25 protein-coding genes are annotated in these 24,818 nt (G+C 69.2%); 8 read left to right on the top strand and 17 right to left on the bottom strand.

The genetic code is table 11. From position 1 onward, the window contains the following. Positions 1-17: 17 nt before the first annotated feature. On the top strand, positions 18-671 hold the full coding sequence (phoU, locus tag L0C25_RS07245) for a phosphate signaling complex protein PhoU (protein WP_271635781.1): 654 nt from the start codon (positions 18-20) through the stop codon (positions 669-671). A 15-nt stretch (positions 672-686) separates the two neighbouring features. Here the strand turns inward: phoU and L0C25_RS07250 are convergent, their stop codons facing one another. Then, entirely contained in the window at positions 687-1,499 is an 813-nt protein-coding gene (locus L0C25_RS07250; protein ID WP_271635782.1) for a sulfite exporter TauE/SafE family protein, read from the bottom strand. 78 nt (positions 1,500-1,577) lie between these two features. Here L0C25_RS07250 and L0C25_RS07255 point away from each other — a divergent pair, with 78 nt between their 5' ends. After that, positions 1,578-2,354, top strand: a complete 777-nt coding sequence (locus L0C25_RS07255) for a M23 family metallopeptidase (protein ID WP_271635783.1) — start codon at positions 1,578-1,580, stop codon at positions 2,352-2,354. An 81-nt stretch (positions 2,355-2,435) separates the two neighbouring features. Here L0C25_RS07255 and L0C25_RS07260 read toward each other — a convergent pair whose 3' ends face one another. From L0C25_RS07260 to L0C25_RS07270, 3 genes are all read right to left on the bottom strand, one after another. Then, positions 2,436-3,188 carry a phosphoglyceromutase gene (locus L0C25_RS07260; RefSeq protein WP_271635784.1) on the bottom strand — a complete coding sequence of 251 codons (753 nt, stop codon included), beginning with the start codon at positions 3,186-3,188 and terminating at the stop codon, positions 2,436-2,438. A gap of 43 nt (positions 3,189-3,231) precedes the next feature. Beyond that, complete coding sequence (locus L0C25_RS07265; protein ID WP_271635786.1) at positions 3,232-3,867, bottom strand: DsbA family oxidoreductase; 636 nt, start codon at positions 3,865-3,867, stop codon at positions 3,232-3,234. A gap of 160 nt (positions 3,868-4,027) precedes the next feature. Beyond that, positions 4,028-5,035, bottom strand: coding sequence for a YeiH family protein (locus L0C25_RS07270; RefSeq protein WP_271635787.1), 1,008 nt, complete (start codon positions 5,033-5,035; stop codon positions 4,028-4,030). Between the two features lie 70 nt (positions 5,036-5,105). Between L0C25_RS07270 and L0C25_RS07275 the strand changes: the two genes are divergently transcribed. Continuing rightward, entirely contained in the window at positions 5,106-5,987 is an 882-nt protein-coding gene (locus L0C25_RS07275) for a LysR family transcriptional regulator (RefSeq protein ID WP_271635789.1), read from the top strand. A 74-nt stretch (positions 5,988-6,061) separates the two neighbouring features. Here the strand turns inward: L0C25_RS07275 and L0C25_RS07280 are convergent, their stop codons facing one another. The 3 genes from L0C25_RS07280 to L0C25_RS07290 form a co-directional block, all read right to left on the bottom strand. Further along, positions 6,062-6,562 (bottom strand): type III secretion system chaperone family protein, encoded by a 501-nt coding sequence (locus L0C25_RS07280; protein ID WP_271635790.1) that lies wholly within the window; start codon positions 6,560-6,562, stop codon positions 6,062-6,064. Next, entirely contained in the window at positions 6,559-7,848 is a 1,290-nt protein-coding gene (mshA, locus tag L0C25_RS07285) for a D-inositol-3-phosphate glycosyltransferase (RefSeq protein ID WP_333908572.1), read from the bottom strand. Before mshA ends, L0C25_RS07280 begins: the two co-directional genes overlap by 4 nt. Before the next feature lie 106 nt (positions 7,849-7,954). After that, positions 7,955-9,208 (bottom strand): aminotransferase class V-fold PLP-dependent enzyme, encoded by a 1,254-nt coding sequence (locus tag L0C25_RS07290; protein WP_271635791.1) that lies wholly within the window; start codon positions 9,206-9,208, stop codon positions 7,955-7,957. A 267-nt stretch (positions 9,209-9,475) separates the two neighbouring features. Here L0C25_RS07290 and L0C25_RS07295 point away from each other — a divergent pair, with 267 nt between their 5' ends. Next, on the top strand, positions 9,476-10,408 hold the full coding sequence (locus tag L0C25_RS07295; RefSeq protein ID WP_271635792.1) for a LysR family transcriptional regulator: 933 nt from the start codon (positions 9,476-9,478) through the stop codon (positions 10,406-10,408). Between the two features lie 17 nt (positions 10,409-10,425). Here L0C25_RS07295 and L0C25_RS07300 read toward each other — a convergent pair whose 3' ends face one another. From L0C25_RS07300 to L0C25_RS07310, 3 genes are all read right to left on the bottom strand, one after another. Next, positions 10,426-10,869 (bottom strand): GNAT family N-acetyltransferase, encoded by a 444-nt coding sequence (locus L0C25_RS07300; RefSeq protein WP_271635793.1) that lies wholly within the window; start codon positions 10,867-10,869, stop codon positions 10,426-10,428. 7 nt (positions 10,870-10,876) lie between these two features. Further along, positions 10,877-11,749, bottom strand: coding sequence for a neprosin family prolyl endopeptidase (locus L0C25_RS07305; protein ID WP_271635794.1), 873 nt, complete (start codon positions 11,747-11,749; stop codon positions 10,877-10,879). A gap of 209 nt (positions 11,750-11,958) precedes the next feature. After that, positions 11,959-14,241, bottom strand: a complete 2,283-nt coding sequence (locus tag L0C25_RS07310; RefSeq protein ID WP_271635795.1) for an NB-ARC domain-containing protein — start codon at positions 14,239-14,241, stop codon at positions 11,959-11,961. Positions 14,242-14,391: 150 nt separating this feature from the next. On the opposite strand from L0C25_RS07310, the gene typA reads away from it, so the two are divergent. The 3 genes from typA to L0C25_RS07325 are packed head-to-tail and all read left to right on the top strand — an operon-like array spanning position 14,392 to position 17,554. Then, a complete protein-coding gene (typA, locus tag L0C25_RS07315; protein WP_271635796.1) occupies positions 14,392-16,260 on the top strand; it encodes a translational GTPase TypA in 1,869 nt (622 codons plus the stop codon). Next, entirely contained in the window at positions 16,257-17,018 is a 762-nt protein-coding gene (locus L0C25_RS07320; RefSeq protein WP_271635797.1) for a sulfite exporter TauE/SafE family protein, read from the top strand. The genes typA and L0C25_RS07320 overlap by 4 nt, the downstream gene beginning before the upstream one ends. A 14-nt stretch (positions 17,019-17,032) precedes the next feature. After that, positions 17,033-17,554 (top strand): type 1 glutamine amidotransferase domain-containing protein, encoded by a 522-nt coding sequence (locus tag L0C25_RS07325; protein ID WP_271635798.1) that lies wholly within the window; start codon positions 17,033-17,035, stop codon positions 17,552-17,554. A 5-nt stretch (positions 17,555-17,559) separates the two neighbouring features. On the opposite strand, the gene L0C25_RS07330 is transcribed toward L0C25_RS07325, so the two are convergent. From L0C25_RS07330 to L0C25_RS07340, 3 genes are all read right to left on the bottom strand, one after another. Further along, entirely contained in the window at positions 17,560-18,528 is a 969-nt protein-coding gene (locus L0C25_RS07330) for a hypothetical protein (protein WP_271635799.1), read from the bottom strand. Between the two features lie 253 nt (positions 18,529-18,781). Next, complete coding sequence (locus L0C25_RS07335) at positions 18,782-19,300, bottom strand: O-acetyl-ADP-ribose deacetylase (RefSeq protein WP_271635800.1); 519 nt, start codon at positions 19,298-19,300, stop codon at positions 18,782-18,784. A gap of 4 nt (positions 19,301-19,304) precedes the next feature. Continuing rightward, positions 19,305-20,999, bottom strand: coding sequence for a BCCT family transporter (locus L0C25_RS07340; RefSeq protein ID WP_271635801.1), 1,695 nt, complete (start codon positions 20,997-20,999; stop codon positions 19,305-19,307). Between the two features lie 231 nt (positions 21,000-21,230). Between L0C25_RS07340 and L0C25_RS07345 the strand changes: the two genes are divergently transcribed. Then, the gene (locus L0C25_RS07345) at positions 21,231-21,845 is read left to right on the top strand and encodes an ATP:cob(I)alamin adenosyltransferase (protein ID WP_271635802.1); all 615 of its coding nucleotides are present in this window, start codon (positions 21,231-21,233) and stop codon (positions 21,843-21,845) included. A 27-nt stretch (positions 21,846-21,872) separates the two neighbouring features. Here the strand turns inward: L0C25_RS07345 and L0C25_RS07350 are convergent, their stop codons facing one another. The 4 genes from L0C25_RS07350 to L0C25_RS07365 form a co-directional block, all read right to left on the bottom strand. Beyond that, complete coding sequence (locus L0C25_RS07350; protein WP_271635803.1) at positions 21,873-22,160, bottom strand: DUF2516 family protein; 288 nt, start codon at positions 22,158-22,160, stop codon at positions 21,873-21,875. Positions 22,161-22,268: 108 nt separating this feature from the next. Then, on the bottom strand, positions 22,269-22,820 hold the full coding sequence (locus L0C25_RS07355) for a hypothetical protein (protein WP_271635804.1): 552 nt from the start codon (positions 22,818-22,820) through the stop codon (positions 22,269-22,271). 9 nt (positions 22,821-22,829) lie between these two features. Continuing rightward, complete coding sequence (locus L0C25_RS07360) at positions 22,830-23,180, bottom strand: helix-turn-helix domain-containing protein (RefSeq protein WP_271635805.1); 351 nt, start codon at positions 23,178-23,180, stop codon at positions 22,830-22,832. 66 nt (positions 23,181-23,246) lie between these two features. Further along, entirely contained in the window at positions 23,247-24,815 is a 1,569-nt protein-coding gene (locus L0C25_RS07365) for a fatty acyl-CoA synthetase (protein WP_271635806.1), read from the bottom strand. Positions 24,816-24,818: the final 3 nt, after the last annotated feature.

Consider the following 24,818-nt stretch of genomic DNA (forward strand, 5'->3'; position numbering starts at 1 on the left):
TACCTACTGTTCGAAACATGCGTGATCAGTACTACGACCAACTCGACTCTGTCGTCGACGACCTGGTCGCCATGACCGCCGCCGTACGTACGGCGGTGCTCGAGGCGACCGACGCGTTGTTGGACGCGAACGCCGAAGCGGCCGAGTCGGTCATCTCCGGTGACCGCGACATCGACCAGGCCCGCGAGATCATCGAGGAGCGCTCGCTGCACCTGCTCGCCACCCAGCAGCCGGTCGCGACGGACCTCCGCCAACTCGTCGCGACGCTACGGATGGTGGCAGACCTCGAGCGGATGGGTGACCTGTCGGTGCACATCGCCAAGGTCGCCCGGATGCGGATGCCCGACGTCGCCGTTCCCGAGCCCCTGCGGCCGACGATCTCTCGGATGGCCGAGGTCGCCGAGGAGATGGTCGCCTCGGCGTCGCGGATCGTCGCCGAGCGCGACGTCGATGCCGCACGCGAGCTCGAGGCACAGGACGACGAGATGGACAAGCTGCGCCGCTCGCTGTTCCGTGCTCTGCTCGGTGACGAGTGGGACCACGGCGTCGAGGCCGCGATCGACATCGCGCTGCTCGGCCGCTACTACGAGCGCATCGGCGACCACTCGGTCTCGATGGCCCGCCGCGTCGTCTACCTCGTGACCGGCGAGCACCCGGAAGCGACCGCCTGACGAAGGCGGCCCGGGTCACAACCGAAGCAGGTTGTAGATCGCCACGAGTCCGAGCACGACGATGCAGACGCGAAGAGCGGTCGGCGGCAGCCGTCTACCGACGCGTGCACCGACGACGCCGCCGCACAGCGAGCCGCCGGCGATCAAGGCGACGGCCGTCCAGTCGATCCGGTCCCAGCCGACGATCAGGTACGTCACGCCCGCGACCAGGTTGACCACGAGGGACAGTACGTTCTTGGTCGCATTGTGTCGCTGCAGGGAGTCGGGCACGAGGATGCCGAGCACACCGACGACCAGGATCCCTTGTGCTGCGGTGAAGTAGCCGCCGTACACGCCGCACAGGTAGATGCCGGCGATGGTCGCCAGTACGTGGCCCCGACCGATCTTCGGCGTCCCGTCGGCGTACGTGGCAGGCACGTGACCGGCGGCAACCGCGGCCTCGCGCCGCGCCGCGAGCCGACGCTGCAGGTACGGCTGCCCGACGACCAGGACGAGCGCGATCGCCAGTAGCACCGGGACGATGGTGACGAACGCGTCCTCGGGAAGGTGCAGCAGCAGGTACGCGCCGGTGAGGGCGCCGACGAACGACGCCGGCGCCAGTACGATCAGGCGCCGACGCTGGCCCGCGAGCTCACGCCGGTAGCCGAACGAACCGGTCAGCCCACCCGGGATCAGCCCGAGCGCGTTGCTCATCGTCGCGGTCACCGGGGGTACGCCGAACGCGACGAGCGTCGGGAAGGTAATCAGGGTCCCGGAACCGACGATCGTGTTGATGATCCCGGCACCCAGGCCCGCTACGGCCACCAGGATCATCTCGAGAGGTGTCACCGCAGCACGGTACAGGTGCGGCCGCGTCCCTCTGACGGCGCAGGTTTGCCTGCGCAACGATTCGGGTAACGATTGCATATGCGTGTTCGTGCCCTCGTCGCCGCTGCAGCTCTCGTCGTCGTCGGTGTCGTCTCGGGCGCCTCACCCGCGATGGCGAAACCGACCTTCAAGGCACCGTTCCCGTGCGGCCAGACCTGGACGTACAGCCACCACAGCTCCGAGGTACGTCTCGCACTCGACTTCGTCGACACGGGCGGCAACACGAACGGCGCCCCGGTGCTCGCCTCGGCCGCGGGCACGGTCAGCCACCACTGGGAGGACGGTGGCGCCGGCAACTACGTCGTGATCGACCACGGCGACGGCTGGCAGACCTACTACTTCCACCTGAGCGACTTCTCGACGCCCGACGGCGCGCAGGTCGCCCAAGGCCAGCAGATCGGAGTCACCGGCAGCACCGGCGCTTCGAGCGGCCCGCACCAGCACTACGAGCAGCTCTACAACGGCGAGGGCCAGACGATCGAGATCAACGGGCAGTCGCTCGCGCCGTACCCGGGCGGGTACTTCGAGAAGTCCCTGACCAGCGACAACGGCTGCGGCGACGACGGCAGCCATCCGTTCCGTACGTGGGGCTCAGGGGTGAACCTCCGCGCGGAGTCCAACACGGGCTCGGCCGCGGTCGGCACCCTCGGCGGTCCGACGAACGTCAACGTGATCTGCCAGGAACAGGGCGAGACCGTCACCGCCGAGGGCTACACGAACAACTGGTGGTCGAAGCTCGCGGGCTACAACGGCTACATCACGAACATCTACATCGACCACCCCGACGCCCAGCTCCCGGGCGTGCCGCTCTGTTAGCGGAACCTGAACTGGGCCCATGCCGGGGCGGACTCCCTCCGTACCGCCCCGGCGCGGGCTCATCCGCGGCGCGATGCCACCTCAGCGGCCCTGGTTCGCGACGGCCTTGATCGCCTCGGCGGCCGCGTCGGGGTCGAGGTAGCGGCCGCCCTTCGTGACGGGCCGCATCTGGTCGTCCAGCTCGTAGACGAGCGGGATGCCCGTCGGGATGTTCAGCCCGACGATCGTCTGCTCGTCCATGTCGTCGAGGTGCTTGACGAGCGCGCGCAGGGAGTTGCCGTGCGCGGTGACGAGCACCGTGTCGCCGCGGCGCAGGTCGGGGACGATGCCGTCGTACCAGTACGGCAGCATCCGCTCGAGAACGTCCTTGAGGCACTCGGTCCGCGGGCGCGCGTCGGGCGGCAGCACGGCGTACCGCGGGTCGGCGTCCTGGCTGTACGGGTCGTCGGCGGCGATGGGAGGCGGTGGCGTGTCGTACGAGCGGCGCCACTTCATGAACTGCTCCTCGCCGAACTCCGCGAGGGTCGCCTTCTTGTCCTTGCCCTGCAGGGCACCGTAGTGGCGCTCGTTCAGCCGCCAGGTGCGGCGCACCGGAATCCAGTGCCGGTCGATCCCGTCGAGGGCGAGCTGCGCAGTGGCGATCGCACGCCGGAGCAGCGACGTGTGGAGTACGTCCGGCAGCAGGCCCGCCTCGCGGATGAGCTCGGCTCCGCGTACGGCCTCCCGCTCACCCTTGTCGTTCAGCGGCACGTCCACCCAGCCGGTGAACAGGTTCTTGGCATTCCACTCGCTCTCGCCGTGGCGGAGCAGGATCAGCGTGTGCGTATCGGCCATGGCCACAGGCTAGCGAGCACCGGGGCGACGCCGGTGGGCCGGATCACTGCTCGGCCGTGACCAGCTCGCGAAGGGCGCGCTCGATCGCATCCTGTGGCTGCGCACCGGTGATCATCCAACGGTTGTCGATGACGAACGTCGGCACCGACCGGATGTCGAGGTCGTGCGCCGCTTCTCGCTGCATCGTGACCTCGTCGCCGGCGACGCCGGATGCCAGCACCTCGTCGACCCGCTCCGCGTCGAGTCCGACCAGCGCGGCACGTGCGGCGAGCGTGTCGTGGTCGGCGACATCGGCGCCCTCGACGAAGTGTGCGCGCCACAGCTCGTGCGCGAGATCGCCCTGTGCCCCGGCGCCGGCGTGCGCGGCCGTCCAGGTCAGCAGCCGGTGGGCGTCGTACGTGTTGGCCGCGACCGCCGACTGGAAGTCGAAGTCGAGTCCGTCCGGCCGCCCTGCCGCGCGTACTCGCTCGACCATGGCGGCGACCTGTTCGGGCCCGCCGAACTTGGCGCCCAGAGCGTCGACCAACGGTTCGCCGGAGCTCTGTGCATCGGGGTCGAGCTGGTACGAACGCAGCGTCACCTCGATCTCGGTGCCGGTCGAGAGCGTCACCGCCGCGGCCGCCCGCTCGAACCGGGTGACCCCGATGTAACACCACGGGCAGACGACGTCTGAGAACACTTGTACCTTCACACCGACGGCAACGAAGGCCCACCCCGAGGCATTCCATGCCGGTCACCCGATGTGTCGAAACGCATGCGGCGGCCCCGTGAGCCGCACGTTCTGGTGCGACACGCCGGTGTGTCGCCGCACGAGTGTGCGGCCCACGGCGGCTGTCGACTCAGAAGAGCGCCAGGGTGAGGGCGAGGGACACCGACGACGCGATACCGGTCGAGGCCGTGGCGAGTCCGAGGACTCGCCACGGCACGGGGAACAGTGCGGCCACGCGCATCATCAGGCCGAGTCCGAACATCGCGCACGCGAGCAGCAAGGTCGTGGCGACGTCGGCCACCTCGAGCACGCCCGGCCCGAGCAGCCCCGCCGTACGTACTCCCGCAGCGACGACGAACCCGACGACGAACCAGGGCAACACCGGGGCCTTCGCCTCGGTACGCCCGGCCGGCTCGGCGCGCCGCTCGCGACGCTGCACGGCGACGAACGCCAAGGCGAGCATCGACACCCTGCCGAGCTTGATCGTGGTCGCGATCGCGACCGCGGCAGCACCGGCCGCGGACGCCGCGGCCACGACCTGCGCCACCTCGTGGATGGACGCGCCGGCCCACACACCGAGTTGCGTATCGGTCAAGCCCAGCAGCGATCCGGTGACGGGGAGTACGACGATCATCAGCGTGCCGAACACCGTGACCATCGCGATCGACAGCGCGACATCCTCGTCGCGGCGCCGGATGCCCGTCTCCACGGCGGCGATCGCGGAGGCGCCGCAGATGGAGAACCCCGACGCGATCAGGCTCACCAGTCCGCGCTCGAGCCCCATGCGCCCGCCGAGATAGCAGGTCAGGGTGAAGGTGGCGACGACGGTCACCGCGATGACGGCGATGCCGCGTACGCCGACGGTGGCGAGATCCTGAAGGGGGAGCCGCAGGCCGAGCAGCACGACGCCGACGCGAAGCAACAGCTTGGTGACGCGCTGCTGATCGCGCAGCCAGGCGTGGTCGCCGAGACGGGTGTTGCCGATCGCCGCCCCGATCACCAGGGCGACCAGAAGAGGGCTCGCCAGCGGAACCAGGATGCCGATGCCGATCGCGGCGAGCGCGGCGGTCAGCGGCACCGCCAGACCGGCGAGCTCGGCGACGTACGTGGCGCGGCGCGGACGGGTGCGGAGAAGCATGACTCCAGGTTCGGCGCGGCGCGGCGGTGCCAGTAGACCCCGGTTTCGCGACGGGTCATAAACTCTCGTTATGGCTTCGCGGATCGACCTGGAGTCGCTACGCCTGATCGTGGCGATCGACCGACACCACAGCCTCGGCGCGGCCGCGCGCGAGCTGGGTATCAGCCAACCCGCGGCGAGCGCCCGGCTACGGTCTGTCGAGTCCGGTTACGGACTCTCGCTGGTGTCGCGATCGACCCGCGGTTCGAACCTGACCGAAGACGGTCAGGCGGTGTGCTCGTGGGCGGAGAACGTGCTCCGCGAGGTCGACACGCTCCAGGCCGGGGTCGCCGCCCTCAGCGAGCAGCGCAAGGGCGGCCTGGAGATCGCGGCCAGCCTGACGATCGCCGAGTACTTCCTGCCCCGCTGGCTCGGCGAGATGCAGCGCACCAGGCCCGACGTGCACACGGCGCTTCGGGTGATGAACAGCGCGGAGGTCGAGGCGCAGGTCCGCCGGCGCGACGTACAGCTCGGATTCACCGAGAGCCCCGAGCGCCCGCGCGGGCTGTCGACCCGCCGGGTCGGTAGTGACCGACTCGCGGTCGTCGTCGCCGCGCGCCACGAGTGGGCGCGGCGCGTGTACGCTCCGACGGCCGACGAACTCGCGCAGACCCCGCTGGTACTCCGCGAGGCGGGCAGTGGCACACGCGAGACGTTCGACCGCGCACTCGGCACCGAGCCCCGGATCGCGCTCGAGGCGAGCTCGACGAGCGCCTTGGTCGGCGCGGCCGTCAACGGTGTCGGACCCGCCGTCGTTTCGGAGGTCGCCGTACGCTCACACCTCGACGCCGGCGTACTCGTGGAGGTCACGACGCAGCTCGACCTGCGCCGGCCGCTGTTCGCGATCTGGCGCGCCGACGAGACGCTGCGCTCCCCGGCCACCGACCTGGTCGCCATCGCCGCCCAGCGCTGAGTCGTCGCTCCCGCACCGCCGAGTAGTCACTCGTGCGGCCAACTCTGACGACTCGGCGCATCAACTCCGACGACTCAGGATTCGGGGGCGGGATCGCGCTCGAGCCAGCCGCGGAACGCGTCGAGGTTGCGGGTCGACTCTCCACGGGCGATCCGCCACTGCCACTCCTTGCGGATCGAGCTGGCGAAGCCGAGCTCGAGAATCGTGTTGAACGACTCGTCGGCGTACGTCAGCACGGCACCGAGCACGCGATCGATCTCCTCGGGCGTGACGGCGTGCAACGGGAGCCGGCCGTCCAGATGGATGTCGCCGTTGTGGTCGACCGCGAACGCAACCGCGTACAGCTTCAGGTTGCGTTCGAGCAGCCATCGGTAGACCGCCTCGTGGTTCTCGTCGGGCCGGCGCGCGACGAACGCGTGGATGCCGAGCGCCTGCTCGCCGACCTCGAGCCGGCACGCCGTCGTGAGCTTGCGCTCGCCGGGGAGCTCGACCTCGAAGACGCCGGCGTGATGCTCGGCGAACTCCAGGTCGGCGGCCTGCAGACTGCTGCGGATCGTGTCGGCGACCGTGCTCACGACGCAACCTCCGATTGACGCTGACGCCGCCCGATCGCGGCGCGGTAGACCTCGACGGTACGCCCCGCCGTCTCCCGCCAGCCGAAACCGGCCGCATGGCGTATCGCCACGCGGCCGTACGCCGAGCGCAGCCGTTCGTCGCGCAGCAGCGGCGCGATGGCAGCGGCGTAATCGGCCGGGTCGTGCGAGGCGACCAGCGTCCCGCTCTCGCCGTCACGGACAGCGGTCGCGAGCCCGCCGACGTCGGCCGCGACCACCGGGGTGCCGCATGCCTGCGCCTCCAGTGCCACCAGTCCGAACGACTCGTTGTACGACGGCACGCAGACGACCGACGCCGCGGCGTACCAGCGCGCGAGCGTCGCTCGGTCGACCGGCGGTACGAAGCGGACGGCGTCGCCGATGCCCAGCTCGGCGGCGAGGTCGACGAGCGCCGTCGGGCGCTCCAGACCCGAGCCAGACGGGCCGCCGACGACCGCGACGACCAGCGACTCGCGAAGGTCGGGGTCTCGCCGCAGCAGCGCGGCCGCACGCAGCAGCACGTCGGGCGCCTTGAGCGGCTGGATCCGGCCGACGAACAGGAGTACGTCGGCGTCCGCGTCGATGCCGAGCGAGGTACGCGCCGCCGCCGCATCGGCGGGCCGGAACGTCGCGAGGTCGACGCCCGGATGCACGACCGCGACCCGCTCCGGCCGTGCCCCGTAGTGTCCGACGAGCTCGGCCGCCTCGTCGGAGGTGTTGGCGATCAGCCGGTCCGCGATGTCGACGATCTGCTGCTCGCCGGCGATCCTCCCGGACGGCTCGGGAGTGTCACCCGCGGCGAGGGAGGCGTTCTTCACCCTGGCCATCGTGTGCATCGAATGCACGAGTGGCACGTTCCAACGGTCGCGCGCGACGAGTCCGACCTGTCCGGACAGCCAGTAGTGCGAGTGGATCAGGTCGTACCGACCCGGACGCTCCTCGGCTTCGGCGCGCAGCACATCGCGTACGAACCCGCACAGCTGCGAGGGGAGATCCGCCTTCGTCAGTTGCTCGAACGGGCCGGCCGCGACCGCGTGCAGCTGTACGCCGTCGGCGACGGAGGTCACCGGCGGCAGCTCAGAAGAGGTGGCCCGGGTGAATATGTCGACCTCGATGCCGAGGTCGGCGAGTCGACGGGACAGCTCGAGCACGTAGACATTCATGCCACCGGCGTCGCCCGTGCCCGGCCGATCGGTCGGAGACGTGTGCGCCGAGAGCATCGCCACCCGATGGATGACGCCGCCCGGACCCCCGAGAACATCACCCACGTACGACACCTCCTACGGCACAACCTGCCCGGGCAGTGCCGTATTCCGACGGTCGCACAGGTACGCCCGGCCCACACCGGCGTCCACGTTGTGGGACGCGCCGGGGTCAGCCGCGCGCAGCGTCGGCCAGCATCCGGTGTACGCGGCGGGCGACGATCTGCACCTGATCGGCGCGCAGCGTCACGACCGCGATGCCGAGGGTGTCTCCCCCGCCGGCGACCTCGATCCGCGGCCGTCCGTCGCGCAGCCGCTCGATCACCTCGTCGGGGCTGATCTGCACGGTGTCCTGGTCCCACGTCACCTCGAGGCCCGGAAACTCGTTGGCGGGGCCCGGGGGTACGACCATCTCCGCCTCGACGGTCGGCACCCGGCGTACCGCCCGAGCTATCCGCTCGGTGCGGTCGACCCAGTCGTCCCACTCCCGGTCGTGGTCACGCTCGAGGTACGACTTGATGGCGGCGTACATCCCGAAGATCTCTTCCTTGTTGACCTTCATCGTCCGCCCGATCGGCGCCTCGTACGGGCTGAAGTTGAGCTTCGCGGCCTCGATCAGGTCGCGGCGCCCGAGCAGGATTCCCGCGCTCTGTGGTCCGCGGATGATCTTGCCGCCCGAGAAGGTCACCAGGTCGAAGCCCATCCGCTGGTACTCGAACAGCCGCTCCATCGGAGGTACGTCGGCGGCGGCATCGATGAACGTCGGGATCTTGTGTCGCTTCGCGATCTCCACGAACTGCTCCCTGGAGACGGAGTCCGGCGTGCCGTACCAGGACGAGGCGGCGTTGAAGAACAACCCCATGACCGTCTTGTCGTTGATGGCGCGCTCCATCTCGCGCGGGCCCTCGACCTCGACGAAGTCGACACCGGCCATGCGTACGTTCTGGTCGAAGACGTAGCGGTGCGACTTCTGGATCACCACCTCACGCCGCGGACCGGGCAGGAACGGCAGCGCCTTGATCTTCTCCTCATCCGTTCCGGTCAGTACGGCGGCCGTGCCTATCGCGAGCGCGCTCGCGGCGCCGGCGGTGACCATGGCCGCCTCGCAGTCGAGCAGTTCCGCGAGCTTGGCGCCGACGGCGTCCTGCAGTTCGTACATGTTCACGAACTCGTGCGAGGTCGCGCGGATGGCATCGACGACCTCGGGGAGCATCAGGTTTCCCGACAGGTACGTCATCGTGCCGCGGGCATTGATCAGCGGCTCGATCCCGACCTCCGCGAACAGGTCACGCCCGCCGAGAGCGCCCGCATGCGGCGCGGCTGTCGCCTCTGCCGCGGAGGCACTCAGCATGCCCGCGGCCGGTACTGCTGCCGCGATCGGCAGCGCTCCCATGGTCTTGATTACCTGACGCCTGTTCGCCGTCATCACCGCCCCTTTCCGCCGAGGAGAAGGTGGCATTGCCCGCCCCGAAAACAATCCCTGAACGCCGCGCTTCTCCGCCGGAACCGTCTTCGTCCTGCGCGAGTGAAACGTAATCTACGCAGCACGCCGACGGCTGTTAAGCGCCTCTCTCGGATATAGCTATCAGGGTCGCTGATGCTCGAGGGCGCCCGCCGGAGCGCGTACGCACGATCGCGGACCATAGACTCGGGCCGCTACGCCTGCCGCGAGACGAGACCGGAGGTATGTCGGGTGCTGACTCCGGATGTCCGGCTGGAATGGCTTGTCTCATTCCTCGCGGTCGTCGACACCGGGAGCTTCGTCGCGGCCGCCGAGGCGACCCACCGATCGCAGCCCCGCGTGAGCCTGCACGTGGCCTCACTCGAACGCGCCGCCGGGCTGGTGATCTTCGACCGTCGTCGGCGGCCCGTCGAGCTCACCGACGCCGGGCGCAGCTTGGTCGAGCATGCCCGGGCCATCCTGCAGCAGCTGGACGCCGCCGAGTCCGCGATGTCCGCGTGGCGCGGGGGTACGCGCGGCCTGGTACATCTCGGCGCGCACCCGAGCGCCAGCGCGGGGTTCGTACCCGCCCTGCTCACTGCGGTCGAGCGCACGGCCCCCGATATCGAGGTGTCCCTGGTCGAGCGGTCGACGCTCGAGATGGACGAGTCGCTGCGCTCCGGCCAGGTCGACCTCTACCTGCGGCCGATGACACCGCCGCCGCGCCTGTCGCTGGTGGAGTCGCGGCCGCTGTGGCGGGAGCCGCTCGTCGTGGTCCTTCCCGAGCACCACCCGCTCGCCACCGCGCCCGAGCCGCTCGCGGTCGCGGACGTCGCCGCGTACCCGCTGATCTCGATCGGGCGCCTCGACCACTCGGAGACGGCGTCCTTCGAGCCGTACGAGCTGTTTCGTTCGGCCGGGTACGAGCTGGAGCCGGTGCAGGCGACGAACCAACCCGACTCGCTGGTCGCGATGGTGCGCGCGGGCCTCGGCCTCGGCGTCACCAACGCGTTGGCCGCCAGGATCGCGAACACCGACGGCGTACGCATCCGGCGGCTCGGCGGCACGCACGAGCGGGTCGTCGCGGTGTGCTGGAACGGCGGACGTGCGCTGTCGCCGGCGGCGAAGGGCCTGTTCGCGATGATCGTCGCCGCACCACCGCCGCCGGGTACGCGAGCCGCGTAGCACCGGGACAGCCGATATCAGAGCGTCTTGGTGAAATGCACCCGCCGGTACTCGCCGAACTCGCCGCGGTGCGTTTCGACGTACCCGTGCCGTGGGTAGTACGCGATGTTCTCGGTCATCGCTTCGTTGGTGTAGAGGCGCACCTCGGCATATCCGAGGTCGCGGGCATGCTCGTCGGCGAACGCGAGCAGCCGACCGCCGACGCCCTGACCCTGCGCGTCGGGCGAAACCGCGACGTTGTCCAACAACAGGTGCCCCTCCTCCGGCAGCAGGACGATCAGTCCGACGATCGCGTGGTCACGCGCGGCGACCCATACGGAACCCTGCTCGACCAGCTGCGTGTAGTCGGCCAGCATCGGCCACGGTTCGGTACCGATCCGCTCCACATAGTGCGCGTACGCCGCTCGGGCCAGGTCGCGCAAGGCATCCGCCTCGCCCGCGACCGCGGGCCGGATCGTCACGTGCGGCTCAGCACGGGCCCGGGCCGCCGTAGCGGAATGCCTTACCGCTCAGCCGCTTGAATCCGTACTGCCCACGAACCTCGCCCCACTTGGTGAAGTGCGCCGTGCTCTTCCCACGGGTCTTCATGTTCCACACTCGGGCACCCTTGTGCTTGCGCGCGAGCTTGCCGTTGCCCATGTCGATGCACCGGCCCTTGCCGCCGCTGTATGCGACCTCGCCGAAGACCTGCGCCCAGGAGATGCGTTCGAACTTGTTCTTCCATAGCCGGTCGGGATAGTAGCCGGAACGCTTGCCGTTGACGTAGAGATTCCACCGATTCTTGCGGTGCACCCAGCCGAGCCGGATCTTCGATCCCGGCTTGAGTTTCGCACCCGGCCTGATTCCCTTTCCGGCGCGTACGAATCCCTTGCATGCGAAGTTGTAACAGTGCGGGTTTCCCTTGAGACCCCACCAGAACACGAACAGACGTACCTTGCCGTCGTGGTTACCGCGCACCCAGCCGACTTCGATATACGACGGACGGTTCGGGTTACTGCCGGGTCGAGCGAGCGCGATCTCGGCAAGGCTGTGGTCGCCCTTTCGAACCTTGACGTCCTTGGGTTTGTGCACGGTGAACGACGCGAACAAGCCCGACGGATACTTCCCCTTGCGGTAGTACTGGCCGGCCGTCGCGTACTTGTAGCGCCAACGGGCCGAGTCGGATCGCAGCAGGTCGTGACGAGGCGGCTCGTGGCGCTGGTCGACCGAAGCCGGTGCGGGTGCAGTCGCCATGGTGGCGGGTGCAGCGTCGGCAGGGGCGAGCAGTGCCGAGCCCGACGACGACAGGGCGAGTACCCCGCACACGGCGGGTGCGGCAATCCGAGTGGCGCGAGTCGACATGGGCGCAAACTAACACGGCTACCGGCCATGCCCGCGCCGAACGAAGCGTCGATTACGCGACCGTAGGGAAGAAACTTCCGGTCAAACCTCCGGTCATTTCGCTGGTATTTCGAGCGGAGTCGGCTTCTAATAACTAGTGGAGTCCCGTTTGTGTCACGCGGGGGATGGCACCAACGGGACTCCGCATGTGTAGACCACCTTCCGGCCGCTCACCCGCTGGCCCCTTCCTTATCGGCAAGCCGCTCGTAGACCTCACCGAACCCGAAGTTGTCGGCGAGCGCGGTGGCAGTCCGCTCCGCCTGGTCCGCTTCCGAGCTTCGCCCGAGGGCACGGAGCACCTTGCTTCGCAGCACGGCATGGTCGGCTCGACGCCGGTACGTGTGCGGCTTCGCATCCGCCGCCGCCGCCCGCTCCACGTACGTGAGCGCCGCCTCCGCGTTGCCCAGCTCGAGCAGCAGCTCGGCCATGCCCTTCAGGGCCAGGCCGTACGACCGCGAGTACGCCGATACGGCGCGCAACGTGTAGTGCGCCGCCTCGACCTGTCTGCCCTGCAGCCGGCAGGCGTACGCGAGGTTGTGCAGGCACACCTGGCGGCGCCAGTGGTTCCTGCCGCGCAGGATCCTGATCGCGTCGCGCAGGCCCGACTCCGCCTCGGCGAGATTGCCCAACCGTCCCTCGATCAGCGCTCGGCCGGACAGCACGTGCGAGCGGGCGACCTGCGACAGCAGCGGGTCGCGTACGCGCGCGGCGTGGCGGGTGGCGACCGAGCTGAGCACGCGGGCCGTCTGCTGGTCTCCGTCGCTGCTCATCGTCTCGGCAGCGCTGCGGTACAGCTGCGCCGCGACGTACGGCATGTCGAACTCCTCCGCGCGTACGGCCAGCGACTCCGATGCGTCGGCCGCCGAGGTCGAGTCGCCGCGCTGGATGGCGAGGCCGTGGAACGGGTACGACAGCTGGTAGCAGGACAGCAGGTCGAGCGGGCTGCGTACCCACTCGCCGGACGCCGCCGCTCGCATGTTCGGATACTCCGCCTCGAGCCACCGTCGTGAGTCGATGTCGGATTCGTAGTCCGGGGAGATGTCGTGCAGCTGCTCGTACACGCAGTGCGGATCGTCGAGGAACAGCTCGCCGAGCCGCCGCCAGTGCTCGAGCCACATCGCGGCGAAGCAGCGCATGCCGGCAGCGACCCGCTCGGGGTCGGCCGGCACCTCCGACGCGACGGCGAGCCGGCTCAGGTCGTGCATGCCCAACCGGCCGGGGCGGCGCGAGCTGACCATCTGTACCTCGCCGAGCCGCTCGACGACGTCGACGGCCGCCGCCCGGCCGGTTCGCGTCAGGGCCGCGACGGAGTCGACCGAGAAGTCCCGCAGGGGCGACGACGACATCAGCGAGAGCGCGTCGAGGGCGGCCGCGTCGGCCGGGGATGTCGATCGCGCGAGCGTACGTACGCCGGCGACGAGGGTCGAGCGGACGCCGAACGAGCCGTAGTCGAGCTGCTCGATGCGACTCTCCTCGGTTTCGAGCCGGGCGATCAGGTCGGCGGCCGACGGGCCGCTGCGCGCACTGAGGCGGGCGCCGCACACCCGCAGCGCGAGGGGGTGCATGCCGCACAGCTCCGCGATCCGGGCGCGTTGCTCGCCGGTGAGCTCCGCGGACGCGTCGCCGGCGGCCGACATCAGCAGGCTGGCGCCCTGTTCGGCGGTGAGCGGGCGCAGCTCGACGGTCAGGTTGGCGTGCAGCCCGGACAGCCGCGAACGCGAGGTCACCAGCAGCGCATTCCCGGCTCCGGAGGGGAGGAGGTCGGCGACGTCGACGTCTTCGGGGACGTTGTCGATGACGAGCAGCGCACGCGTACGCGCCGTCAGGGACCGCATCATGCGGACCCTCGACCCACGCTGCATCGGGATGTCCTCACGCATGCCGAAGCTCCACAGGATGTCGCCCAGCGCCTCGTGCACCTCGTCGGCGTCGGCGTTGGCCGACAGGTCGACGAACACCTGCCCGTCGGGGAAGTCGTCGGCCACCCGGTGCGCCGCATGGATCGCCAGCGACGACTTGCCCAGGCCACCCGCTCCGGAGATGACCACGGTGACCGACGCCGGACCGGCCGACGCGGGTATACCCCGCAGCATCGCACTGATCTGCTCGATCTCGTCGATGCGCCCGACGAAGTCCGGCAGGTCGCGGGGCAGCTCCGCCGGCGAGATGGCCGGAGGCGTCGCGGCGATCGGGTTGGGCGGTGTCGTGTCGGTTCGGCCACCGCCGCGATACGCGCGTACGAAAGCGGTCGTCTCGGTGGCGCCGAGGTCGAGGGCGGCCGCGATGCGCAGCAGTGAGTCGGTGCGGGGCCGGGTCACCGCACCGCGCTCGATCTCGCGGATGCTGCGTTCGGTCACCTGCGACCGCTCGGCGATCTCCTGCTGGGTGAAGCCCTTGGACGCCCTCAGGGCGCGCAGGAGTGACCCCCTGGCGGCGCCCTGACGTCCGACCATGCGGACCACCTTATGTCGGCCGGGTGACTCTGTGTGAGGGTACGCGGCAGACGCGTCCTCCCGACCTGACGCATTCACCTACCACTGCCGTATCGTTGTCCTGCTGCTGCCTCTTCAGATCCCCCAACGCAAGGACGCCTGTAACCAGTCATGCCCACTCGCCCCGACCTTCGTAACGTCGCCATCGTCGCCCACGTCGACCACGGCAAGACGACCCTCGTCGACGCGATGCTCCGACAGTCCGGCGCGTTCCAGGCGCACCAGGAGGTCGAGGAGCGCGTCATGGACTCCGGCGACCTCGAGCGCGAGAAGGGCATCACGATCCTCGCGAAGAACACCGCGGTCCACTACGCCGGGCCGGGCGCTCCCGACGGCGGCGTGACGATCAACATCATCGACACCCCCGGCCACGCCGACTTCGGCGGCGAGGTCGAGCGCGGCCTCTCGATGGTCGACGGCGTCGTGCTCCTCGTCGACGCTTCGGAGGGCCCGCTCCCCCAGACCCGGTTCGTGCTCCGCAAGGCACTCTCGGCGCAGATGCCCGTCGTGCTCGTCGTCAACAAGGTCGACCGGCCCGATGCCCGGATCGCCGAGGTCGTCGACGAGACGTACGAGCTGTTCCTCGACCTCCTCGACGACTCCTCGGACCAGAACGCACTCGACTTCCCCGTCGTGTACGCATCGGCGAAGGCCGGCGTCGCGTCGCTCGAGCAGCCGGCCGACGGCGGTCTGCCGGACTCCCCGAACCTCGTGCCGTTCTTCCAGACCATCCTCGACGCCGTGCCGGCTCCGACGTACACCGAGGGCGCGCCGCTGCAGGCGCACGTCACGAACCTCGATGCCTCGCCGTTCCTCGGCAGGCTCGCGCTCGTACGCGTGCGCGAGGGTGAGCTGCGCAAGGGGTCCACGGTCGCGTGGTGCAAGCGCGACGGTTCGATCGAGCGGGTCAAAATCACCGAGATGCTGGTGACCGAGGCCCTCGAACGCGTGCCCGGCGAGCACGCGGGCCCTGGCGACATCGTCGCCATCGCGGGTATCCCGGAGATCAACATCGGCGAGACGCTCGCCGATGCCGAGGCACCCGAGCCCCTGCCATTGATCGCGGTCGACGAACCCGCGATCTCGATGACGCTCGGTATCAACACGTCGCCGCTGGCCGGTCGCGAGAAGGGCACCAAGGTCACGGCGCGGCTCGTCAAGGACCGCCTCGACCGCGAGCTCGTCGGCAACGTCTCGATCAAGGTACTGCCGACCGACCGTCCCGATGCGTGGGAGGTTCAGGGCCGAGGCGAGCTGGCGCTCGCGATCCTCGTCGAGCAGATGCGCCGCGAGGGCTACGAGCTGACGGTCGGCAAGCCGCAGGTCGTCACTCGCGAGGTCGACGGCAAGGTGCACGAGCCGGTCGAGCGCCTCACCATCGACTGCCCCGAGGACTACCTCGGCACGGTCACGCAGCTGCTGTCCGTACGTAGGGGCCGCATGGAGCAGATGACCAACCACGGCACCGGTTGGGTACGCATGGAGTTCCTCGTACCCGCGCGCGGACTGATCGGCTTCCGCACCGAGTTCCTGACCGACACCCGCGGCACCGGCATCGCCCACCACGTGTTCGAGGGGTACGAGCCGTGGGCGGGCGACCTGCGTACGCGCGCGTCCGGGTCGCTGGTCTCCGACCGGTCCGGCGCGGCGTCGTCGTACGCGATGACCAACCTGCAGGAGCGCGGCACGATGTTCGTCGAGCCGACCACCGAGGTCTACGAGGGCATGGTCGTCGGCGAGAACTCCCGCTCCGACGACATGGACGTCAACATCACCAAGGAGAAGAAGCAGACGAACGTACGGTCGAGCACTGCCGACTCGTTCGAGAAGCTGATTCCGCCACGTAAGCTCAGCCTCGAGCAGTCGCTGGAGTTCTGCCGCGAGGACGAGTGCGTGGAGGTCACGCCCACGTCCGTGCGCATCCGCAAGGTGATCCTCGACCACAGCGAGCGCGGCCGGGCGGCTCGCCGCCGCGGTTGAGCACGTCGCTGCCCGTATTCGCACTTCTCGCACTGTTCGGGCTGGTCGGCGGGATCGGCATCACGGCCGTCGGGCCGGGCGGGGTGCTGCCCACCATCGGGCTGTTCCTGCTCACCGACCTGTCGCCGTCCGGGGTCGCAGGCACGGCGATCGTCACCCATGTCGCCACCGGGCTGCTGGGCACGTGGGCGTACACGCGCTCGGGTCAGCTCCGGGAGCCGACGACTCGACGTACGGCGCTGCTCCTCGGTGCGGCCGCGCTCGTCGGCACGCCGCTCGGCGTACTGCTCAACACGGTGCTCAGCGGGCCGCTGTTCGCCTACCTGCTCGCATCGGCGGTCGCGGTCACCGGCGCGCTGGTCTGGGTACGCGAGCTCCGCTCGTCCGGGGTCGATGAGCGTCGACCCCGCGAGCCCGTCATCATCGCCGTCGGGCTGGGGGTTTCCGTTGCGGCGGGACTCTTCGGGATCGGTGGCCCGATGCTGTCCGTTCCGTTGCTGGTGATCCTCGGAGTGCCCGTCCTGCCGGCGCTCGCGGCCGCACAGGCGCAGTCGGTCGTGATCGCCAGCGTCGGAACTGTCGGGTACGTCGCGCACGGCTCGGTCGACTGGGCGATCGCCGCGCTGGTCGGGGTGCCCGAGCTCGCCGGCGTGCTCATCGGTTGGCGCATCGCCCACGCGCTGCCCGAACGCCGGCTCAAGTACGCCCTCGCCGGGGCGCTGCTCGTACTCGCGCCGTACTTGGCACTGCAGGGCTGACGTACGTTGGGCACATGGCACTTGCGGACAAGAAGGTACTCGTACTCGCCGCCGACCTGTTCGAGGACATGGAGCTGCTCTATCCCGTGTTCCGGCTGCGCGAGGAGGAGGTTGCGGTCACGGTCGCCGGCCTCGACACGTCACCGGTCACCGGCAAGAAGGGGCATGGCCCGTTCCCGGTCGACGCCGCCGTCGAGGGGCTGTCCGCGGACGACTTCGACGCGCTCGTCGTACCCGGGGGCTTCGCGCCAGACAAGCTGCGCCGATCCGAGCAGGTGCTGACGCTCGTGCGCGACTTCGACGCCGCGGGCAAGCCGATCGCGTTCATCTGCCACGCCGGGTGGGTACCGATCTCCGCGAAGATCCTCCAGGGGCGCCGCGCAACGAGCGTCGGCGCCATCCGCGACGACATGGTCAACGCGGGCACCGACTGGGTCGACGAGGAGACCGTCGTCGACGACAACCTGATCTCCGCTCGTACCCCGGACGACATGGGCCCGTGGATGAAGGCCCTGCTCTCCGCTCTCTCCCGCTGACCCGGTCAGCGTTCGGGCGTGGGCTCGGCGTCGCCGCGTGGCCGCGCGATCTCGCTGCCCAGGCCACCGACCAGGTCCCGTAGCTGCGCGAGCTGTCCGATGATGTCGTCGCGGTGCTGGTGGAACTCGTCGGCGTCCTTGCGCGCCGCGTTGAGCACCCGCTCGGCCTCCGACTGACCGTGCGACTCGAGCTGGCCGGCCTGCTCGCGTGCGGCGGCGACGATCTGCTCGGCCTCCTCACGGGCCCGCGCGATCGACCGATCGGCTTCGTCGCGGGCCTCGACGCGATCGCGCTCGGCCCGATCGAGCATCTCGGCGGCGCGCTTCTCGTCGGCCGCCAACTGCTCGTCGACCTCGGCACGGAGGCGCTTGGTCTCCGCACGGGCCGCGTTGTGGCTCTCGGTCGCTTCGCGGACCATGCGCTCCTTCTCGAGCGCGAGCGTACGACGCGCCTCGGCGACCTCCCGCTCGGCGATCGCCCGCTGCTGCTCCGCGTCTCGCGCCGCCGTCTTCGTCATCGCATCGGCTTCCTGCCGTGCGGACAGTCGCAGCTGCTCCGCCTCACGCCTGGAGTTCGTGAGGACCTCGTCGGCCTTCTCCTGGGCGCGACCCCGGCGACCTTCGACCTCGCCGAGTGCCTCGTCACGGAGCCGCTCGATCTCCGCACGCTGCGAACCGAGGAGCGCGGCCGCCTGGTCGGCCGCCGCCGCGCGCCGGGCACTGCCGGTCTTCTCGCCCTCCTGTACGAGGCGCTTCGCTTCCACTCGGGCCTCGGCGATGATGTCGGCCGACTGCTGCTCGGCGGCCGCGAACATCTTCTGGGCCTGCTCGCCGAGCCCGGCGTACGACGGCTGAGCGGATTCTGCGAGCCGTTCCTCGAGCATGGTGATGCGTTCGTCCAGCTCGCCGACCCTGCGCCTCGCGGACTGCGCATCCTTGCGGGCAGCGGCCAGCGCGCCTTCCAGCTCGCGCATGCTGGCATTTCGTCGTTGGACGAACTCGTCGACCATTGCCCGGTCATAGCCCCCGAGCTTGACCACCGGAAACGCGGATCTGGCAGCATCCGCCGGCTTGGGCTGAGTCAGTGTTGATGAATCCTGGTGGCCGATCAAGTTCGTGCACCCCTCGCTGATAGTCCCGAGTACCGTCCCCCCGGACACGCATAGTTACATAGACGATCGGCGACGGAAAGGCCTCGGGTTCGCGCCACGAGGCGTCCGCGGACAACTACCGGCGGTAGTTGGCGTCCGCGAGCGCACTTTCGACCGCGGCGTACGCGGAGGCGTCAAACGCAACCAGCGTTGACGTCTCAGCATCAGTCGGGGTGTCCCGAAGGGTGCGTACGGCGATGCGAGCGGCCTCGCCGAGAGGCCAACCGAAAATTCCTGCCGAAACGAGCGGGAACGCGAGCGTCCGAGCACCGAGCTCGTCGGCGACTCGCAGCGCGTTCACGTAGCACGACCCGAGTAACGCTGGGTCATGCTCGCCGACGGAGTAGTTCGGGCCGACGACATGGATCACCCACCGTGCCGGCAGGTCGCCGGCCGTCGTCCAGCCGGCCTGACCGGTCGCGAGCCCGTCGGGGAACCGCTCGACGCAGTCACGCAGCACCGCGGGCCCACCCGCCGAATGGATCGCACCGTCCACGCCACCGCCGCCGCGCATCCGTCGGTTCGCGGCGTTGACGACGGCGTCGGCGTGCTGCGCGGTGATGTCTCCGCGCAGCACGCCGACGTGGTGCGTCACTGCCCTACTCCGGCTCCTTCTCCGGCTCGGCCTGCCGGTCGGGCGAAAGGCCGTTCCCGGAGGTGCCGTTCCCGGAGGTGCCGTCGCCGTTCGTCGCCAGGTCGGCGTCGCTGAACGGCGCGTACTCGGGCGCGGTGACCGGCACATGGCCGCGTACGGGCCCGGCTCGGCGTTCTCGCAACGGATCTCGACGGAGGTCGATATAGAGACAGAAACACATCCCGATCAGCACCAACGTGAACGGCGTGGCCGCAAGGATCGCGAATGTCTTCAGCGCGCCGAGCCCGCCCACCGCGAGCAGGACGGCCGCCACGACACCTGTCATCACCGCCCATAGGACGATCAACGGCTCCCACGGCTCCTTGCGCCCGCGCGACGACAACGTGCTGAGCACGACCGCGCCCGCGTCGGCGCCACTGACGAAGAAGATCGCCGTCAGGAAGATCACCGTACCGGCGGTGATCGGCAGCCACGGGTACTGGTCGAGCATGTTGTAGAAGCCGGCCGCCTCGTTGTCCGCTCCGGCGATGTTGACGCCACCGAGCTGCAGGTCGATGCCCGCGCCGCCGAACACCACGAACCACACCGCGCTGATCGCGGTCGGTACGAGCATGACGCCGAGCACGAACTCGCGGATCGTACGTCCGCGCGAGATGCGTGCGATGAAGGTGCCGACGAACGGCGTCCAGGAGATCCACCATGCCCAGTAGAAGATCGTCCACGTCGACAGCCACTCGGACGTCTCCGCTCCGCCGAACGCCGCGGAGTTGAAGCTCAGCGGAATGATGTCGCTGAGGTACGCACCGATCGCGTTCGGGAACAGGTCGAGCATGAACACCGTCGGACCGGCGACGAAGACGAAGAGAACCAGCAGGCCGGCGATGATCATGTTCAGGTTGGACAGGAACTGGATGCCCTTGGCGACGCCGCTGGCCGCCGACAGCACGATGCCGACCGTCAGCACCATGATGATGATGATCGCCGCCCGATTGCTGCCTTCGCCCTCGACCTCGCCGCTGCTCAACAGCTTGAACCCGGCGGCCATCTGCAGGGAGCCGAGGCCGAGCGAGACGGCTGATCCGAACTTGGTGGTGATGATCGCCAGGATGTCGATCGGCTTGCCCCAGCCGCGGCGCATCCGCTCGGGACCGAGTACCGACATGAACGGCGAGCTCATCAGGTTGCCGCGGCCCATCCGGAAGGTCGAGTACGCAAGCGCCAGGCCGACCACGGCGTACATCCCCCAGGGGTGCAATCCCCAGTGGAAGAACGTGATTGCCATCGCATCGTGGGCGGCCGCCGCGGAGTCCGGCTCGGCAGAGCTGAAGGGTGGCGGGTCCGCGGTGTGGAATGCGGGCTCGTACACGCCGTAGAACATCAGCCCGATGCCCATGCCGGCGCTGAACATCATCGCGATCCACGAGATCGTCCTGAACTCCGGCTCCTCGCCGTTGCGCGACAGCGGAATCCGCCCGTACCGCCCGAATGCCAGCACCAGCGAGAAGACCACGAACGCCGACGCGGAAAGGATGATGAACCAACCGAGGTTCTCGATGACCCAGCTCAGCGCCTCGCCGGACCATTCCTCGGTCTTGTCGTGGAAGATGCCGCCGAAGATGCAGATGACCGCAATGACGCCGAACGCCCAACCGAAGACGGTCTTGTCGATCGTCGCCCAGCCACCTCGGAAGTCCCGCATGGCCGGCGGCGGTCCGTAGTCTCCCCCCTCAGGCGTCTGCGAGTCCGGCGGATTGAAGTCCGCCGGATTCGTCGGGGTCGTATCGGCACTCATACCTGCCTCCAGGGTCGTCGTTCGTCGTCCTGGTCACATCGCGGACATGTGCGGCCCGCAACAAGAAGCCACCCCACACCCTGCACCATCGGAAGGGGGGCGCGCGAGTCGGCCACCAGCCTGGTTACAGTAACGAGGATGAGTGAGGACGAAGGTAACCACGTGTCCGCACCGGTCTCCCCTCCGCGATTCGAGGGTGACGACGGGACCACCACGCTCGGCCTGGTGGGAAAGGTCAACAACGACGACATCCGCCTCGCGGCCTATCAGGACTGCGGGGAGGTGAACAGCGCGATCGGTGTCGTTCTCGCGCTCGGCGGCGGGCTCGACAGCCAGGACATCTCGATGCTGAGCAGCATCCAGCATGACCTGTACGACCTCACGTCCGATATCGGATCGGCCAACGCGCGCGACGAGTCCGACGTACCGCACATCACCGAGGCGCATGTCGAACGCCTCGAGCGGGCGTGTGACCACTACTCCTCGGAGCTCGTCTCGTCGTACGACGACGCGGTGCTTCCGGGTGGCACGGGCACGGCGGCGCTGCTGTACCAGGCACGCTCGGTCGCGCAACGCGCCGAGCGTACGACGTGGACCGCGTCGGTCGAGCATCCGGACACGCTCAGCCCGCTGCCGCATCGTTACCTCAACCGGCTGGCGCTGTTGCTCGGGATTCTCGCGCACGACGCGAACGCCGAACACGGTGACACGAGATGGGTGCCGATGGCATCCTGCGCAGCGGTCGACGCCTGAGCGGCGCGCGTATGGGCTAGCCGCTGCTCAGCGGCGAGGCAACCGGCGCAGCGTCGGCCAGACGTCGGCGACGTATACCAGCGCCGCGACCGTGCCCGCCAGGTTGAGCAGGCTGATCGGTTGGATGATCAGCAGGTTCGCGACGAACGCGAGACCGAGCAGGATGAGCCACAACTGCTTGGTCTGCTTGTCTGCGGCGAGAAACTGCGCCGCCGGGCGAGTGGCGGCGTCGATGAACGCGAAGCCCTTGATCGCGAGCAGCACGAACGTGATGGCCGTCTCGACCGCAGACTGGAACTGAAAGATCTCGACCACAGGTAGAGCGTATCGGTTCCGACAAGGCAGCGGCCCGCCGCAGGACGACGGGCCGATGCCTCCGTTGACGCGACGACGAACGTCGCCGGGACGCGCCGGCGGCTCGTGTCACTCCGGCTTCTTGGTCGCCTTCTTCGCCGTGGTCTTCTTGGCGGTCGACTTCTTCGCCGTCGACTTCGCGGCCGCGGGCTTCGTCGCCGTCGCCTTGGGGGCGGGCTTCTCTGCCGGCGCGGCCTTCGTGGCCTTGTCGGCCGCGGACTTCTCCTCGGCGGGCTTCTCGGTCGCCGGCGCGGCAGCGTCCGGGCGGGCGACGCCGGGCAGCTTGGAGACGGCGTCGCGTACCTCTGCGACGACATCGAGCTTGCGTACGTCGTCGACGACGGTCTCACCGCGCTTGGCGAAGTCGTTGTAGGCGGACGTCAGGTGCTCGAGGCTGTCGGTCGCGAACGACTGTGCCTGCTCCTGCAGCTCACGAAGCTGCTCGGGCAGCGCCTTGAGGTGTGCGGGGATCTCCTTGACGTCGAGCTGCGGCGCCTTGACGCTCGGTGCCTTCAGCTTCGGTGCCTTCAGCTGCGACGGGTCGGTCGTCCGCACCTTCTCGACGAGGGCGTCGCCGGCGCCTACGGCGGCGTAGAACGGGTTGGCTGGGTTGGCGGTCATAGCGGGCTCCTAGGAATTGGTGAACGAGCGGTAGATGGCGACGAGGGCATCCTTCTGCCGGTCGTCGAGGCCGGCGTCGGCTCGGATCGCGTCCTCGACCTGGCGGCCACCGGCCGCGTCGGTGTCGAGGATGCCGGCGCGTACGTACAGCGACTCCGCCGAGATCTGCAGCGCCTTGGCGATCTGCTGCAGCACCTCGGCCGAGGGCTTGCGTACGCCGCGTTCGATCTGGCTGAGGTACGGGTTCGAGACGCCGGTCTGCTCGGCGAGCTGGCGCAACGACAGCTCCGCCTGTCGGCGTTGGTCGAGCAAGTACTCGCCGAGCGTCCCGACGGTCTTGCCTACCTTCGATCTGGCCACGACTCCATCGTGCTTGCGCGTGCTTGCTATTGCAAGCGCGGGCGGGGTGAGCCCGCTCACCTGCCGTCAGGAGCCGCTCGCGATGCCCGCGTGGGCGGTCCGCAGCTCGCGCTTGAGGATCTTGCCGCTCGGGTTCTTCGGCAGGGCATCGGCGACGACGACGTACTTCGGCGTCTTGAAGCCCGCGAGCGCCGATCGCGCATGGGAGATGACGTCATCCGAGGTCAGCCCGGCGCCGCTCTTCGGTACGACGACGGCCACGACGGCTTCCACCCAGGTGGGGTGATCGACACCGAAGACCGCGACCTCGGCGACCCCGTCGAGCGTGTAGATGGCCTCCTCGACCTCCCGGCTGGCGACGTTCTCGCCACCGGTCTTGATCATGTCCTTCTTGCGGTCAACGACACTCAGCCGGCCGGCGTCGTCCATCACGCCGAGGTCGCCGGTGTGGAACCAGCCGCCCCGGTACGCGTCCGCGGTCTTCTGCTCGTCGCGGTAGTAGCCGAGCGTCGCGTGCGGACTGCGGTGCACGATCTCGCCGACCTCACCTGGCGGCAGTACGCGGTCGGTGTCGTCGACGATCGCGGTCTCGACGTTGAGCGCGTTGCGGCCGGCGGATCCCGCCTGGCTCAGCTGTTCGTCGGGTCCGAGGATCGTCGCGAGCGGCGCCATCTCGGTCTGGCCGTAGAAGTTCCACAGGCGCACGTCGGGCAACCGGCGCTGCAGCTCGCGCAGGATCTCGACCGGCATCGCCGATGCGCCGTAGTAGCCCTTGCGCAGCGAGCTCAGGTCGGTGGAGTCGAACTCGGGCGCGCGCAGCAGCGCGATCCACACCGTCGGCGGCGCGAACAGCTTCGTGACCCGCTCGGCCTCGATCGTGCGCAGCACCGTCGCAGGATCCGGCCCCGGCAGGATGATGCTCGTCGCGCCGAGGTAGACGTCGACGTTCAGGAAGCAGTCGAGCTGTGCGCAGTGATAGAGCGGAAGCGCGTGTGCCTCGACGTCGTCGGCCTCCATCCGACCGTCGATCACGCAGCTCACGTACTGCCACATCAGCGACCGGCTGGTCAGCATCGCGCCCTTCGGCCGCGACTCGGTGCCGCTGGTGTACATCAGCCGCACGGGATCGTCGTCGCCGACCGCCACCGGGGTTGCCTCGCCGGCGGCGTGATCGATCCAACCCTGTACGTCCTCCCAGCCGTCCGGCCCGTCACCCGTCGCAGCCCGCACACGTACGCTGCCCCGCGATGCGGCAATCGCCTGCTCCGCAACGGATGCGAGCGAGTCTTCCGCGACGAACGCGGTCGCTTTGCTGTGGTCGAGGATGTACGCGATCTCGTCGGGGCCGAGCATGAAGTTCACGGGTACGAGCACGACGCCGGCACGCGCGGTCGCGTACGACAACACGACGAACTGCCAGGAGTTGTGTGACAACAGGGCGAGCCGGTCGCCCTTGGCGAGCCCGTGTGCCTGCAGCGCGGCAGTCGTACGCGAAACGGCCCGCTCGAGCTCCGCGAACGTCATGCGTACCTCGCCGTCGACCAGCGCGAGCTTGTCGGGCACGCGGGTCGCCGTCCGCCGTGGGATGTCGCCGACGCTCTGCTGGCGGGCCTGCTGGATCGGATCCGTTGTCATGGC

The sequence above is a fragment of the Solicola gregarius genome (assembly GCF_025790165.1).
In the GTDB taxonomy this organism is placed as follows: domain Bacteria; phylum Actinomycetota; class Actinomycetes; order Propionibacteriales; family Nocardioidaceae; genus Solicola; species Solicola gregarius.